Source organism: Hydrogenophaga sp., assembly GCF_018780385.1.
GTDB lineage: Bacteria > Pseudomonadota > Gammaproteobacteria > Burkholderiales > Burkholderiaceae_C > Hydrogenophaga.
In genome coordinates, this window is sequence record NZ_JADMJO010000013.1 from 1 (window position 1) to 14,643 (window position 14,643).

The 14,643-nt window shown below is 62.9% G+C and carries 17 protein-coding genes; 7 read left to right on the forward strand and 10 right to left on the reverse strand.

Going from position 1 to position 14,643, the window contains the following annotated elements; all coding sequences use genetic code 11:
• Window positions 1-220, forward strand: a 220-nt coding sequence (locus tag IV113_RS06730) for a MarC family protein (protein WP_291082039.1), incomplete at its 5' end; no start/stop codon positions are given.
• Here IV113_RS06730 and IV113_RS06735 read toward each other — a convergent pair.
• The 10 genes from IV113_RS06735 to hpaR form a co-directional block, all read right to left on the reverse strand.
• Window positions 209-1,213 carry a 2-dehydropantoate 2-reductase gene (locus IV113_RS06735; protein ID WP_291082041.1) on the reverse strand — a complete coding sequence of 335 codons (1,005 nt, stop codon included), beginning with the start codon at window positions 1,211-1,213 and terminating at the stop codon, window positions 209-211. The genes IV113_RS06730 and IV113_RS06735 overlap by 12 nt on opposite strands.
• Before the next feature lie 4 nt (window positions 1,214-1,217).
• Complete coding sequence (locus IV113_RS06740; RefSeq protein WP_291082043.1) at window positions 1,218-2,012, reverse strand: class II aldolase/adducin family protein; 795 nt, start codon at window positions 2,010-2,012, stop codon at window positions 1,218-1,220.
• A gap of 26 nt (window positions 2,013-2,038) precedes the next feature.
• Entirely contained in the window at window positions 2,039-2,866 is an 828-nt protein-coding gene (locus tag IV113_RS06745; protein ID WP_291082045.1) for an HpcH/HpaI aldolase/citrate lyase family protein, read from the reverse strand.
• Between the two features lie 13 nt (window positions 2,867-2,879).
• On the reverse strand, window positions 2,880-3,707 hold the full coding sequence (hpaH, locus tag IV113_RS06750) for a 2-oxo-hept-4-ene-1,7-dioate hydratase (protein WP_291082047.1): 828 nt from the start codon (window positions 3,705-3,707) through the stop codon (window positions 2,880-2,882).
• 4 nt (window positions 3,708-3,711) lie between these two features.
• On the reverse strand, window positions 3,712-4,158 hold the full coding sequence (locus IV113_RS06755; RefSeq protein WP_291082049.1) for a 5-carboxymethyl-2-hydroxymuconate isomerase: 447 nt from the start codon (window positions 4,156-4,158) through the stop codon (window positions 3,712-3,714).
• Between the two features lie 5 nt (window positions 4,159-4,163).
• Entirely contained in the window at window positions 4,164-5,087 is a 924-nt protein-coding gene (gene hpaD, locus IV113_RS06760; protein WP_291082051.1) for a 3,4-dihydroxyphenylacetate 2,3-dioxygenase, read from the reverse strand.
• Window positions 5,088-5,288: 201 nt separating this feature from the next.
• Entirely contained in the window at window positions 5,289-6,761 is a 1,473-nt protein-coding gene (hpaE, locus tag IV113_RS06765) for a 5-carboxymethyl-2-hydroxymuconate semialdehyde dehydrogenase (RefSeq protein ID WP_291082053.1), read from the reverse strand.
• Window positions 6,758-7,540 (reverse strand): fumarylacetoacetate hydrolase family protein, encoded by a 783-nt coding sequence (locus tag IV113_RS06770; RefSeq protein WP_291082055.1) that lies wholly within the window; start codon window positions 7,538-7,540, stop codon window positions 6,758-6,760. The genes hpaE and IV113_RS06770 overlap by 4 nt, the downstream gene beginning before the upstream one ends.
• Window positions 7,537-8,184, reverse strand: coding sequence for a fumarylacetoacetate hydrolase family protein (locus tag IV113_RS06775; RefSeq protein WP_291082057.1), 648 nt, complete (start codon window positions 8,182-8,184; stop codon window positions 7,537-7,539). Before IV113_RS06775 ends, IV113_RS06770 begins: the two co-directional genes overlap by 4 nt.
• Window positions 8,181-8,663: a homoprotocatechuate degradation operon regulator HpaR gene (gene hpaR / locus IV113_RS06780; protein WP_291082059.1), complete on the reverse strand. Its 483-nt coding sequence runs from the start codon at window positions 8,661-8,663 to the stop codon at window positions 8,181-8,183. Before hpaR ends, IV113_RS06775 begins: the two co-directional genes overlap by 4 nt.
• 79 nt (window positions 8,664-8,742) lie before the next feature.
• Between hpaR and IV113_RS06785 the strand changes: the two genes are divergently transcribed.
• The 6 genes from IV113_RS06785 (at window position 8,743) to IV113_RS06810 (ending at window position 14,643) form a co-directional block, all read left to right on the forward strand.
• The gene (locus tag IV113_RS06785) at window positions 8,743-9,792 is read left to right on the forward strand and encodes a nitronate monooxygenase (RefSeq protein WP_291082061.1); all 1,050 of its coding nucleotides are present in this window, start codon (window positions 8,743-8,745) and stop codon (window positions 9,790-9,792) included.
• Between the two features lie 128 nt (window positions 9,793-9,920).
• Entirely contained in the window at window positions 9,921-11,747 is a 1,827-nt protein-coding gene (locus IV113_RS06790; RefSeq protein WP_291082062.1) for a hypothetical protein, read from the forward strand.
• Window positions 11,744-12,436: a WbqC family protein gene (locus tag IV113_RS06795; RefSeq protein ID WP_291082064.1), complete on the forward strand. Its 693-nt coding sequence runs from the start codon at window positions 11,744-11,746 to the stop codon at window positions 12,434-12,436. Before IV113_RS06790 ends, IV113_RS06795 begins: the two co-directional genes overlap by 4 nt.
• Window positions 12,433-13,362: a glycosyltransferase family 2 protein gene (locus IV113_RS06800; RefSeq protein WP_291082068.1), complete on the forward strand. Its 930-nt coding sequence runs from the start codon at window positions 12,433-12,435 to the stop codon at window positions 13,360-13,362. The genes IV113_RS06795 and IV113_RS06800 overlap by 4 nt, the downstream gene beginning before the upstream one ends.
• Window positions 13,343-13,981 carry a class I SAM-dependent methyltransferase gene (locus tag IV113_RS06805; protein ID WP_291082070.1) on the forward strand — a complete coding sequence of 213 codons (639 nt, stop codon included), beginning with the start codon at window positions 13,343-13,345 and terminating at the stop codon, window positions 13,979-13,981. Before IV113_RS06800 ends, IV113_RS06805 begins: the two co-directional genes overlap by 20 nt.
• Complete coding sequence (locus tag IV113_RS06810; protein WP_291082072.1) at window positions 13,978-14,643, forward strand: acetyltransferase; 666 nt, start codon at window positions 13,978-13,980, stop codon at window positions 14,641-14,643. Before IV113_RS06805 ends, IV113_RS06810 begins: the two co-directional genes overlap by 4 nt.

Genomic DNA, 14,643 nt, shown 5'->3' on the forward strand with positions numbered 1-14,643 from the left:
GGCCAAGACCTTCTTCCAGCACGCCGCGCTGGTGGGTTACGGCGTGGTGATCGCGTTGGCCACCGCCATCTGCTTCACCCTGGCCGAGCCGATCGCGCGTTTCCTGGGGCAGACCGGCATCAACGTGATGACGCGGTTGATGGGCCTGATCCTGGCGGCCCTCTCCGTTGAGGTGATGGCCACGGGGCTGGTGAAGCTGTTCCCGGCCTTATTGGGCTGACGGGTACAAACCCAGCGTCTGCGCCTGCAGACGCGAGAGGCCCAGCAGCGCGTCGGTGAAGGGCGTGGCCACGCCGGTGATCTGGCCAAGTTCGCGCACCACGGTGACCAGCGCGTCGAGCTCCACCGGCTTCTTCGCCTGCACGTCCTGCAGCATCGAGGTCTTGAACGCGCCCAGCTTGAGCGTGACGGCGTGGCGGTCTTCGGGGCGCTGGTCGATCGGGATGCCGATCCTTGCACCAATCTCTTTGGCTTCGAGCATCACGCTGCTGATGAAACCCCGCACGAGCTCGTCGCCCAGAATGCGGTCGGTGGTGGCCCCCGTGAGCGCGCTCACCGGGTTCACCGTCATGTTGCCCCAGAGCTTGTACCAAACGTCTTTCTGGATCTGCGGCGACACCGTGGCGTTGAGCCCGGCGCGCTGCAACAGCGCGGCCAGCGCGGCCACCCTTTCGCTGGCCTCGCCCGAGGGCTCGCCGATGATCAGGCCGTTGCCGAAGTGGTGGCGGATGACACCGGGCGCATCCACCGAACAACTGGCGTGCACCACACCGCCCATGACGTTGCGCGCGGGAATGGTGCGGTCAATGGCGCCGCCGGGGTCGACCGACTGAAGCCGGGCGCCGGCGCGCTCGCCGCCGAAGCCGTTGAAGAACCACCAGGGCACGCCGTTCATGGCGGTGAGCACCACCGTGTGGCGACCGATCAGGGGTGCGATGCTGCGCGCCACCTCGGCCAGTGCGGGCGCTTTCACGGCCACGATCACGAGGTCCTGCACGCCCAGGGCGACCGCGCTGCTGGACGCCTTCACCGGTGCGCCGATGAGGCGCCCGTTCTCGTGCAGTTGAAGGCCATCGCGTTGGAGAGCCGCGAGCGTGTCGCCGCGGGCCAGCGCACTGACCGTGCAGCCAGCGTGCGAGAGCAGCACACCCAGCCAGCCGCCGATGGCGCCAGCGCCGACGATGGCCACGTTCTGGAAATCCGGTTGTGTCAATCGATCACTCCAGGTAGCTGCTGTCCAGGCGGTTCACCCGCCGCACCAGCGCATCGAACACGTCACGGCCTGCGCCGTGGTCGGGGCTGAACTGCAGCGCGTCGCGTGTGCATTGGGCCGCGATCGACTCGGGCACGGGAATGGCGGCAGCGGCACCGCCCATGGAGAAGGTCGCCAGCTGGATTTCACAGGCGCGCTGCAGCGTCCACAGGATGGCAAAGGTCTGCGGCACCGTGGCACCCCAGGCCAGCAGGCCATGGTTGCGCAGGATCACGGCCGGTTTGTCACCGATGCTCTTGAGCAGGCGCGGCGCTTCTTCGGCGTGAATGGTGATGCCCTCGAAGTCGTGGTAGGCCACCATGCCATGCAGCTGCGCGGTGTAGAAGTTGGTCTGCTGCAAGCCGTCCTTCAGGCAGGCCACGGCCACGCCGGCGGTTGTGTGGGTGTGCATCACGCAGTGCGCGCCGGGCAGGCTGTCGTGGATGGCCGCGTGCACGGTGAAACCGGCCGGATTGACGCGGTGGGTCGAGCCGTCGAGCACGTCACCCTTCAGATTGATCTTCACGAGGTTGCTCGCAGTCACTTCGCTGTAATGCAAGCCAAAGGGATTGATCAAAAACTGCTTTTCACTTCCAGCCACCGAATCGGGCAAGCGCAGCGTGATGTGGTTGTAGATCATCTCGGTCCAGCCCAGCATGGCGAAGACGCGGTAGCAGGCGGCGAGCTCCAGGCGCGCGGCCCATTCATCGGGGTGCATGCCGGAGGGCAGCACGGTCGTGGATCGCAGCGTGGCGTTCATGGTGGTCTCCTGTCGGTGTTGTCGGCTCAGTACACGCTGCCTTTGGTGGGTGCGGGCATGGCGGGCGCGTCGGCCTTGAAGCGCGCGGCCAGCGCACTGGTCTGGCGCGCGAGGATCTGGGTGTCCAGTCCCACGGCCACGAACACCGCGCCAAGCGCGAGGTAGTGGCGCGCCTGGGCTTCGTCCGCGGTGAGGATGCCGGGCGCCTTGCCGGCGCGCAGGATGCCGCGGATGGCGTGTTCGATGGCCGCCTGCACCTCGGGGTGGCCCGGGTTGCCCACATGGCCGAGCGAGGCGGAGAGGTCGGCCGGTCCGATGAACACACCGTCCACCCCCGGCGTGGCGGCGATCGCATCGAGCTGGGCCAAGGCCTCGCGCGTCTCGGCCTGCACCAGCAGGCAGACCTGGGCGTTGGCCTCTTTGGCGTAGTTCGGGTAGCGACCCCAGCGCGAGGCGCGTGCGCCGGCCATGCCGCGCACACCACCCTGGCCGCTCACGTCATCGGCCTGCGGATAGCGGCAGGCGCGCACGAGCTGGGCCGCCTGTTCGGGCGTGTCGACCATGGGCACCAGCAGGGTCTGCAGGCCGATGTCGAGGTACTGCTTGATGAGCGCCGCGTCGCCCACCGGCACGCGTGCAATGGCGTGCGAGCCTGGGTAGGCCGCGATGGCCTGGGCCTGGGCCAGCAGGTCTTTCAGGCTGTTGGGCGAGTGTTCACCATCGATCAGCAGCCAGTCGAAGTCGGCGCCGGCGCAGATTTCCGCGCTGTAGGGGTTGGCCAGGCCGAGCCAGAGGCCGATCTGCACACGGCGCGCGGCAAGGGCTTGTTTGAAGGCGTTGGTGGGTGTTTGCATGGTGAGAGGAAATTCAGACGAATTGGAATGTCAGGCAACCCAGCGGGCCGTAGTCGGCCTCGAACAGGTCGCCCACCTTCGCAGCCACCGGCCGCGTGAAAGAACCAGCCAGCACGATCTGGCCAGCCCGCAGCGATTCGCCCCAGGGCGCGAGCTTGTGCGCCAACCAGGCGATGCCCACGGCGGGGTGGCCCTGCACGCCAGCGGCCAGGCCCGTTTCTTCCACCACGCCGTTCTGCTTGAGTACGGCGCCGCACCAGGGCAGGTTGGTGGTGAGCGCGTCGGCGCGGTAACGCTCGTCGCCTGCACCGAGCACGATGCCGGCGTTGGCCGCGTTGTCGCTGATGGTGTCGAACACCTTGCGCATGGTTTTGGTGTGGCGATCGAACTGCTCGATGCGCGCGTCGATGATCTCGATGGCGGGGGTCACGTACTCGGTCGCGGCCAGCACGTCGGCCACCGTCACGTCCGTGCCTTTGAGCGGGGCCTTGAGCACGAAGGCGAGCTCCACCTCCACACGCGGTGCGATGAAGCGGCTGGCGGGAATCTCCAACACCTGACCGGCCTGCGCGGTGAACAACATGCTCTGCAGCAGGGTGCCGAAGTCGGGCTCGTCAATCTGGCTGGCCATCTGCATGGCGCGGCTGGTCAGGCCAATCTTGTGGCCGATGACCTTGTTGCCGCCGGCGATCTGCTGCGCGACCCAGGTGCGGCCGATGCGATAACCGTCCTCGATGGTCATGCCGGGGAAACGCTTGGAGAAGTGTTCCAGTGGCACGCGGGCCTTCTCCGCCTGCTCGAGCTCGGCGGCCAGTTGCTGGATGAGGGTGTCGTCGAGCATGGGATCAGGTCCGATTGAACAGGGGGTGGATGGAACTGTTTTTGGCGTCGAACACCTCGTGTCCCTCGTCCACCTGCACGGTGATTCCGATCGGGCGGGCGGCGAGTTGCGCAGCGAAGTTCTTCTTGACGCAGGCCTGCAACGCGTCGCCCACGCGCTGGTGCGTGTTGGTGCTGCGGCCCTTTGCCATGCGAACGTTCATGTAGACGAAGGCGTAGTCGCTGCCGAGGCCTGCGGCAACGCCCGCCGCACCACCGTCGGCCACCGCGCTGTGCGCGGCGGGGTAGGCGAGCACGCGCGTGCCGCCGGTGGGGAAGACCTGCTGGCCGGCCTCGTCGCGCACCGCGAGCATGGCGTCGCACAGGGTGCGGCACAGCCGGCTCATGTCGATGCCGCCTTGTGCTTCGGGTTGGTCGAGATTGGGGGTGTAGAGGATGACGAGGTGGGGCATGTTGGTCAGAGTCTGGAGACAGTTTGAAAACCCTGGGCGGCCGAGGCCTGCGCGGCGGGAATGGCGCTCCCGATCTGCGGCGTGACGGGGAAGATGGCGTTGATCTGGCCGGTGCCGGAGGCGCCGAAGTAGGGTGTGACGACCTCGGCCAGGCCGGTGTAGTCGCTCCAGCCGAGCGCGCCGAGCATCATGGCGGTGTCGTGCATGAAGCCTTCACCGTGGCCTTTGGCGGCGTACTCGGGCAGCATCTCGCAGAAGGCCTTCCACTCGCCCTGTTCCCACATCTGCACCACGCGGCGGTCCAGCGTTTCGAGGAAGGGGCTCCAGATCTTGAAGGCGTAGTCGGGCGCAAGCCCGTTTTGCGCGAAACGGTGGCTCAAGCTGCCGCTGGCCAGGAAGGCGACGGTGCCGTCGTAGTGGTCTTCCACGGCCTTGCGCATGGCCCAGCCCAGGCGCGCGCTGTCGTTGAGGTAGTGGGCCTGGCACAGCGCAGAGACCGAGATGGCCTTGAAGTGCTGGTCGGCGTTCATGTAGCGCATGGGCACCAGCGTGCCGTACTCCGGGCCGAGGGTGGTGGCATCGTGAGCCAGGGTTTCGACGCCGTGCTCGTTGCACACCTGGGCCAGCAGTTGTCCGAGTGCGGGGTTGCCCGGGATCTCGAACGGCATGTTGCTGATGAAGTGCGGCAGTTCGTTGCTGGTGTAGCGGCCTTCAAAGTGCGGTGCGCAGTTGAGGTGATAACTTGCGTTGACGAGCCAGTGGGTGTCGAAGACAACGATGGTGTCCACGCCGAGTTCGCGGCAGCGGCGGCTGATTTCCTTGTGACCGTCGATGGCGTCCTGTCTCGTTCCTTTTCTGGGGCCGTCCAGTTCGCTGAGGTACATCGAGGGGACGTGGGTGACTTTGGCGACCAGTGCTAGTTTTCCCATGTCTTGCTCCTCTGTTGGTTGTTGTTTGCTCCGTGGCATGCGAACGGACGAGCGCCAACGTGCCACTTCAGATCGAGAAGGTCGGGCGCTCTGCGCAGCGAAATCAAGGAGGAGGGCCGGGCGTAGCCCGGACCGGGGGACATTCGCGGAGCAGAGCGCCCGGCCTTCTCGATCCCGCCAACCCGGCAAAGCGAAGGCATTTCAAACACCCCAATGCGGAATGTGATGCGACCCCAGAGACACCGCCACGTTCTTCGGCTCCAGGAACACCTCATAACTCCAGGTCCCACCCTCACGCCCGGTGCCACTCGCTTTGGTGCCGCCAAACGGTTGACGAAGGTCCCGCACGTTCTGCGAGTTGACGAAACACATCCCCGCCTCCACAGCAGCCGCCACCCGGTGCGCACGCCCGAGATTCTCCGTCCACACATAGCTGGAGAGACCGTACTGAATGTCGTTGGCCAGCTCGATCGCATGCGCCTCGTCGCGAAACGGAATGAGACAGGCCACCGGTCCGAAGATTTCCTCTTGTGCAATCCGCATGCGGTTGTCCACATCGGCGAACACGGTGGGCCACACGTAGTTGCCTTTGGCCACGCGCGATGACAGCTCCGAAGCGTACGAGGGCCGGTCCAACCCGCCACACAACATCGTCGCGCCTTCTTTGGGGCCGAGCTCGATGTAGCCGCGCACCTTCGCCAGATGCGCCTGGCTGATCATCGGACCGACGATGGTTTTTTCATCCAGCGGGTCGCCCACGGTAATGCGCTTGGCGCGTTCGACAAACTTCTGCGCGAAGTCGGCGTAGATGCTTTGCTCCACCAGGATGCGGCTGCCCGCCGTGCAGCGCTCGCCGTTGTTGCTGAAGATCATGAACACCGCGGCGTCCAGCGCGCGGTCCAGGTCGGCGTCATCGAAGATCACGAACGGGCTCTTGCCACCGAGCTCCATGCTGAACTTCTTCAGGCCCGCGCTCTGCACGATGCGGTTGCCCGTGGCAGTCGACCCGGTGAAGGAAATCGCGCGCACGTCCGGGTGTGCGCACAGCGGCTCGCCCGCTTCCTTGCCATAGCCATGCACCACGTTCAAGACGCCGGGCGGAATGCCGGCTTCCAGCGCCAACTCGCCCAGGCGCGCGGCCGTGAGGGGACTGAGCTCGCTCATCTTCAGCACCGCCGTGTTGCCGAAGGCGAGACACGGTGCGACCTTCCAGGTGGCGGTCATGAAAGGCACGTTCCACGGGCTGATGAGCGCGCACACGCCGACCGGGTGGAACAGCGTGTAGTTCAGGTGCGTGGGCGTGGGGTAGGTGTGACCGTCCACGCGCGTGCACATCTCGGCGAAGTAGTGGAAGTTGTCCGCCGCGCGCGGAATCAGTTGTTTGCCGGTTTGCGAAATCACCTGCCCGCTGTCGTTGGTCTCGGTTTGCGCAATCTCGGGCACATGCGCTGCGATGAGTTCGCCCAGCTTGCGCATGAGCTTCGCGCGCTCAGTGGCGGGCAACCCAGCCCACGTCGGGAACGCGTCTTTGGCCGCCTGCACCGCCGCGTTGATCTCGTCTGCGCCACCAGCGCTGACCTCGGCAAGCACCTCCTGGGTGGCGGGGTTGATCGTCTCGAAAGTGGTGCCGCTGGCCACGGACTGGCCGTTGATGAGGTGCTGGATCGTCGTCATGCGGACTCAAGGGGTGAGGTGATGGTGTTGACCAGGTCGCCGATGCCTTCGATGGACGTGACGATCACGTCGCCGGGCTGGCAGTCGACCACGCCGTCGGGCGTGCCGGTGAGGATCAGGTCGCCGGGTTGCAGGGTCATGAAGGCGCTGAAGTACTCGATCAGCGTGGGCACATCGAAGATCATGTCGCGCGTGTTGCCTTGCTGCGTGACCTGGCCATTGACAGTGGTCTGCAGCGCGAGGTTCATGGGGTCGGGAACATCGGTCGCATCCACCAGCCAGGGGCCGATGGGCGTGCAGGTGTCGCGGTTCTTCACGCGCAGGTTGGGGCGGTACCAGTTCTCCAGGTAGTCGCGGATCGCGTAGTCGTTGGCCACGGTGTAACCGGCCACGAAATCCAGCGCGTCGGCTTTTTTCACGCGCCTGGCCGTGCGCCCGATCACCACCGCGAGTTCGCATTCGTAATGCATGTGCTGCACGCCCGCCGGGCGCAGCGTGAAGCCGCGGTGGCCGGTGAGGCCGGCTTCGCCCTTCAAGAAGGCCAATGGTTCTTCCGGCGCCTTGAACGCGAGTTCTTTCGCGTGGTCGGCGTAGTTCAGACCCAGCGCGAGGATGGTGCGTGGACGGGTGGGCGGATTGGGTGTGAGCGGCGGCAACCACACCACCTCGTCGAAGGCCACGCGGCAGCCTTTCAACGCGGGGGTGAGCAGCTCCAGCTGGCCGTCGACCTCCACGGCGTTATGGACCGCGCCGGCCCAGGCGATGCGGGCGTGTTTCATGCCTTCACCTCCGCCTGGAAACTGTGCACGGCTGGCTTGAAGCCGGTGGCACTGATCTCCACCGTGTCACCTGCGTGCACCAGCGGGCGCGTGCCGTCCGGCAGGCAGTCGCTGCCCAGCATCAACACGTCACCAGCGCGCAGCGACATGAATTCGTCCACGTCGGCCAGCAGCGTGGCGGCGTCGCGCACCAGCTCGGCCAGCGCCGTGGTCTGGCGGTGCACGCCGTTGATGCGCAGCTCGAGTTGCAGGGTTGACAGGCCATCGAGTCCGCCCAGGCGCTGCAGCGGCACGCATTCGGGGCCGACACCGAGGAAGCCGTCCACGCACTGAAACTTCACTGGCGGGCGGTAGTAGCTCTCAAACGCGATCGCCACGTCGTTGAACAACACGGCGCCGGCCACGCCCGCGTCGCCCATCACCAGCCCGAGCGCCGCGGCCACCACCACCGGTGCGCCAGCGGGCAGAAAGACGCTGTGGCCCGAGGCGGTGAAGGTGTTGGCGGTCTTGATGTAGAGCACCGGCGCGGTCGGTGCGGCCTTGTACGGCGGCTCGGCCATGCGCGGTGCCCACAGGGCGTGCTCGCGCTGGAAGTTGAGCAGCGTGCCGTAAACCGTGCCCTCGGGCATCCAGTGGGTGTTCATTCGACGTCCTCCTCCAGTGTCTCGACCTCGCCCGGCTGCTCCAGGGCAATCACCTCGTCGAGCAGGGCATACAGCTGCGCCAGCCGCGCCTTGCCCAGGCGCTCCTCCATCCACGCGTAGTGCGACTCGATGGTGCTCGATAGGCGCTTGACCAGCTTGAGCCCGGCGGGCGTGGCGCGCACCACCGTGCGGCGGGCATCCTGCGGACAGCGGCTGCGCGCGATCAGGCCGTCGCGCTCCATGCGGGTGAGCACACCGGTGAGGCTCGGGCCGAGCAGAAAGGCCTCGCGCGCCACACGGCCAGTTTCCACGCCACCCGGGAGGCGGGCGTGTTCACCCAGCACGCGCAACACGCGCCATTGCTGGTCGCTCAAGCCATGCTCCCGCAGGCTGGGCCGGGTGTGCAGCATCACCGCCTCGCGGGCCTCGAGCAGCAGGCGCGGCAGGTTGCGGTGGATGAAGGGGGTGGACTCGTTCATTTAGTTAACATGTTAAATGAATGCGCCTGTTACACGTTTGAGGGTTTACCCGGCCGTGGGCCGCGCGGAGAATGCGCGCATGAACGCACTCACCTCGCTGCTTGAAACCGACGTCCCCCTGATCCAGGCGCCCATGGCCGGCGTGCAGGGGGCTGCACTCGCCGTGGCGGTGAGCAATGCCGGCGCTCTGGGCTCGCTGCCCTGCGCCATGCTCACGCCCGAGGCGCTGGAGCGCGAGCTGACCGCGCTGGCCGCCGGCACCACGCGCCCCTACAACGTCAACTTCTTCTGCCACACCCCGCCGGTGGCCGACGAGGCGCGCGAAGCGGCTTGGCGCGCCTGGCTCGCGACCTACTACCGCGAGGCCGGGCTGGACATCGACGCCGTGCCGGCCGGCCCGGGGCGCGTGCCCTTCAACCGCGCGGCGGCCGACCTGCTGGAGCGCTTCAAACCCAAGGTGGTGAGTTTCCATTTCGGCCTGCCCGATCTGGACCTGCTGGACCGCGTGAAAAGCTGGGGCAGCGTGGTGTTGTCGTCCGCCACCACGGTGGAGGAGGCGCGCTGGCTGGAGGCCTTTGGCGCCGACGCCATCATTGCCCAGGGGGTGGAGGCCGGCGGGCACCGCGGCATGTTCCTCACCGACGACCTCACCACGCAGGTCGGCACCTTCGCGCTGCTGCCGCAGATCGTGGCCGCGGTGAACGTGCCGGTGATTGCCGCCGGTGGCATCGCCGACGCCGCCGGCGTGGCCGCGGCCATGGCGCTGGGCGCCTCGGGCGTGCAGGTGGGCACGGCCTTCCTGTGCTGCACGGAGGCCACCACCAGTGCGCTGCACCGAGCCGCACTGCAAAGCGAAGCGGCGCATCACACGGCCTTGACCCACCTCTTCACCGGCCGCCCGGCGCGCGGCATCGTCAACCGCGTGATGCGCGAACTCGGACCGATGAACCCGGTGGCGCCGGCCTTCCCGCTGGCCGGCGCGGCCATGGCGCCGCTGCGTGCGCACTGGGAGGCCAAGGGCAGCGGTGATTTTTCACCACTGTGGTCGGGGCAGAACGCGAGCGGCTGCCGCGAACTGCCGGCGGCCGAGATCACGCGAGCGCTGATCGAGGGCTTCAAGCGCCCTTGAAAGGTCTCCCGCAACGCAGCCGCAGCCTCATGCCGGGCGACTCCCTGCGAAATTGGCATCGGATCGGTCGACTAAGATCACGCTCCTGGAGAATTGCCAGGTTTGCTAGTGGAAGAACAGCGTTTGCGATGAACAGCACCTACGAATCGAAAAAAATCGACAGCCTGTTGCTTCTTCTTGTCGCCATCTCCAGTGTTGCAACACTGGCATGGATGCTGAATTACAGCCGATATGGAATAGATTTCACGGACGAAGGCCTCTATCTCATCTGGGCAGCCAACCCGCACCAGTACGACGCTTCAGTCACCCAATTCGGGTTCATCCACCATCCCCTCTACCTTTTCCTGAACGGCAACATTGCCCACATGAGGCAGTTCAATGTCGGCATCACGTTTGGACTGGCATTCCTGCTGTGCCTCGCGGTGTTCGAGGTCACCCGCAGCGGCAACATTCCGCGATTTTCAAGCGTGGTGTCATCACTCGGGCTGGCCACCGCGTCGCTGGTGGTATTCAGCCTTTGGTTGGTGACGCCCAGCTACAACAGCCTCAATCTTCACGCCTTGCTGATTTCCGCCGTAGGTATCGTCTGGAGTTCCTCCTCCACGTCCCGCTTGCGATTCGCTGGGCTGATCGTTCTGGGCATCGGCGGATGGCTCAGCTTCATGGCGAAACCCAGCACGGCGATGGCCCTGGGCATGCTAGTTGTCATCTACTGGGCTACGAACGGAAAGCTACGCCTCAAGGATCTGGTCCTACCCATTGCCGTGGCGGGCGCCTTGCTTCTGTTGACTGCGTGGGTCATTGATGGCTCAGTACTGAAGTTCAAGGATCGCATTTCAACAGGCCTTGAAGTCGCAAGGCTACTGGGCGGGGGCCACTCCATCGAAAAACTATTCCGCTTGGACGAGTTTTCTCTCAATGACTTTGAACATCATTTGTTCGCGGTGGCGGCGGTCATGCCGTTGACCGTTGCGCTGGCCTTGGGCTCGGCCAAAACGCCGCTCAGACTGATGGGCATCTTCGCGTGCACATTGCCAGTTTTCTACGTTGGCGTCGTCATTTCGGAAACAGGTTCGCACGCATCGCCGCTTGGGTCGAATCCGGGGCTTCTCTTTCTTTCGCTCTCCATTGCTTCGGCGCTCTACGTGGCCTTTGCTGCACTCGCCCGACAGCACACCTTTCGGCTCTCCCCGGACCGACTGGCTCTTGCACTGCTGCTTCTCACCCTGCCCTACTGCTATGCATTCGGAACCAATGGAAACTATTGGTGGTCCGGAGCCTTCGCCGGCTTCTTCTGGCTCCTTCCGGGTCTGGTCCTGGTCAATTCTCTCGAAGTCGGACACGATCCATCCCGTTTTGTCGCCTTGCTGGCGATCACCACTACGGCACTCACGATGCTGATTCTGGACATGGGCATGCAGACGCCCTACAGGCAACCACAGCCCCTGACGCTGAATGACCAGGTCGTCGAGGTGGGTCAACGGGGCTCCAACCTGGTGCTTTCGGAGTCATATGTGAACTACCTCCAGGCGGCCAAGGGGTCGGCCGGGACGGCGGGCCTGGCTCCCGGCACGCCCATGATCGACCTGAGCGGCCAGTCGCCGGGAATCCTGTATGCGCTGGGCGCCGAGAGCCTGGGGCAGGCCTGGATGATCGGAGGCTATCCCGGCAGCGCAAACCTGGCCAGCTTCGTGCTGAAGGCCGTGCCATGCGAGAAGCTCGGTGCCGCGTGGATTCTGGCTGAGCCCGACGGGCCACGCAGTTTGCCGGGTGCGGTCCTGGCCACGTTTGGCGCATCGTTGGCAACGGACTATGTGCAGGTAGGCTCCTGGGCCACCGCAGCGGGTGCCGGCGGCTACACCCAACCCAGGGAGCAGACACTGTGGAAGCCAGCGCGCGACAAAGGCCTGGCCGCCGCAGCCTGCCGCGCCGCTCGCACGGGAACGGCGCAATGAAGAAGGTCGCCATTCTCCAGTCCAACTACATCCCTTGGAAAGGCTACTTCGATCTGATCGCGTCGGTAGATGAGTTCATCCTGTACGACGATATGCAGTACACGCGACGTGACTGGCGCAACCGCAACCAGATCAAGACGCCACAGGGCTTGCAATGGCTCACCGTGCCCGTCAAGGTCAAGGGCAAGTACCACCAGAAGATTCGCGAAACAGAGATCGACGGAACCGATTGGGCCCAGGAGCACTGGAAATCGCTGGCGCAGAACTACCGCCGTGCGCCCCACTTCGAGGCCATCGCCGACTGGCTGGAGCCCGTGTACCTCGACCCGGACAACCACCTTTCCCAATTGAACAGGCGGTTGATCGAGGCCATCTGCGGCTATCTGGGCATCAGAACCACCTTGCACAATTCGTGGGACTACGAACTGGTCGAAGGGAAGACCGAGCGCCTGGCAAGCCTGTGCAAGCAGGCACAGGGACAGGAATATGTATCGGGCCCTTCGGCGAAGGACTACATTGACGAACAGGTGTTTGAGGATCTGGGCATCCGGGTGACCTGGTTCGAGTACGCCGGTTATGCCGAATACCCTCAACTCTGGGGACCTTTCTCCCACCACGTAACCATTCTCGATTTGCTCTTCAACTGCGGCAGGGACGCGCATCGCTACATGAGGTACGTCAAGGCATGAAGCTTTCCATCGTTGCGACCCTCTACAAGTCGGCGCCGCACCTGGCGGAATTTCACGCCCGCGCCGCGGAATCGGCCATGCGCCTCGTGGGCGAGGACTACGAAATCGTGTTGGTCAACGACGGTTCGCCTGACGACAGCCTGGAGCTCGCGATCGAGCTGACACGAACCGACGCCCGCGTCACCGTGGTGGACCTCTCGCGCAACTTCGGGCATCACAAAGCGATGATGACTGGCTTGGCGCACTCCAAGGGTGAGCGAATTTTCTTGATCGACAGTGACCTTGAAGAAGAGCCAGAGTGGCTTAACGCATTCACGCAGCAGATGGAGGAAGAGAACTGTGACGTGGTGCAAGGAATTCAGGAGCGCAGAAAAGGGAACTGGTTCGAACGTTGGAGCGGCCAGTGGTTCTATCGCCTCTTCAAGGCGCTTACTGGCCTTGCGTTGCCCGAAAATATTGTCACCGCGCGCCTGATGAGCCGACGATATGTGGATGCGTTATTGCGCCATCAAGAGCGCGAAGTGTTCATGGCGGGCTTGTGGCACATCACTGGATTTGATCAGCGGCATCACATTATTAAGAAACACTGCACCAGTGAGACCACATACACACTGCGCAGAAAAATGTCTCTGCTCGTCAACTCGGTGACTTCATTTAGCAACGCACCATTAGTAGGCATTTTCTACATAGGCGTTTCGATCTCGTTGTTCGCTTTGGCCTATATCGCTTACCTAGTCACGCACTGGCTCTTTCTTACAAAGCCGATGAGCGGATGGACTTCAGTCATGGCTTCTATTTGGCTGCTTGGTGGAATGGTCATCTCATTTATTGGCGTGGTGGGCATATACCTATCCAAGATATTCTCGGAAACTAAGCAGCGCCCCTATACCATCGTGAGGCAAATTTATGGACAACAGCAAGACTAAGCTGCTTGATGAGGTTGCGACCTACTACGCTGAAAAACTTGCGAAGCATGGGGATACACCGCGCGGGGTGGACTGGAATGGCGAAGAAAGCCAGATGGTCAGGTTTGAACAGTTATGCAAAATCATTGACTTGAAAACCCCTAACTTTTCCCTGAATGACTTGGGTTGCGGCTACGGCGCGCTATTTGATTTTCTATCTGACAAGTACCCCTTATGCTCATACTTGGGGGTTGACGTGTCAGTGGAGATGACCCTGGCCGCCCAGTTACGCAACGCGACATCTCACAAGGCACGATTCATTACAGCGTCAAGACCTGACGTTATCAGTGACTATGGAGTAGCAAGCGGTATTTTCAATGTACGGCTCAAGAGAACTAACGCCGAGTGGCACGACTATCTGCAGGCCACATTGGACGAAATTGACAGAACCAGCCGTCTAGGATTTTCGTTCAACTGTCTAACGTCGTATTCTGACGCCGACAAGAAACGCGACTATCTCTACTACGCCGATCCCTGCCAGTTATTCGACCTTTGTAAGCGTCGCTATTCTCGCCAAGTAGCTTTGCTTCATGACTACGGACTATACGAATTTACTATTCTGGTTAGGAAAGCGACATGAGCAAATCAGTCGTGATATTTGGTTCTGGTGATATTGCACAATTGGCGTATCATTATTTCAGTACTGACTCAGCATATGAAGTCGTAGCTTTCACTGTCGATGCAAGCTACATCAAGGAGCTCGAATTTTGTGGATTACCTGTTGTTGCCTTTGAAGATGTCCTCAATCGATATCCAGCCGAGAGCTATGATTTTTTTGTTGCACTAAGTTATACAAAGCTCAATGCCGTCCGCAAAGAGAAATTCCTTGCTGCGAAAGAAAAAGGCTATAAGCTAGTAAGCTTTATAAGCTCTCGTGCATCAGTACTCAATGACGGACAAATTGGAGAAAACTGCTTTATTTTTGAAAACAATACTATTCAGCCATTCGTCAAAATCGGAAATAACGTGACACTGTGGAGTGGAAACCACATCGGCCACCACTCAGTGATCCACGATCATACCTTCATTGCGTCGCATGTAGTTGTCTCCGGTGGCGTTGAAATTGGAGAGCAATGTTTTATCGGGGTGAACGCTACATTGCGCGACCACATCAAAGTCGGAGACCGGTGCGTTGTAGGTGCTGGGGCGCTATTGCTGGCAGACGCAGCGCCCGAAGGTGTTTACATCGGTGCTGCAACCGACCGCTCAAAAGTCCCCAGCACAAGGCTACGAAGCTTATGA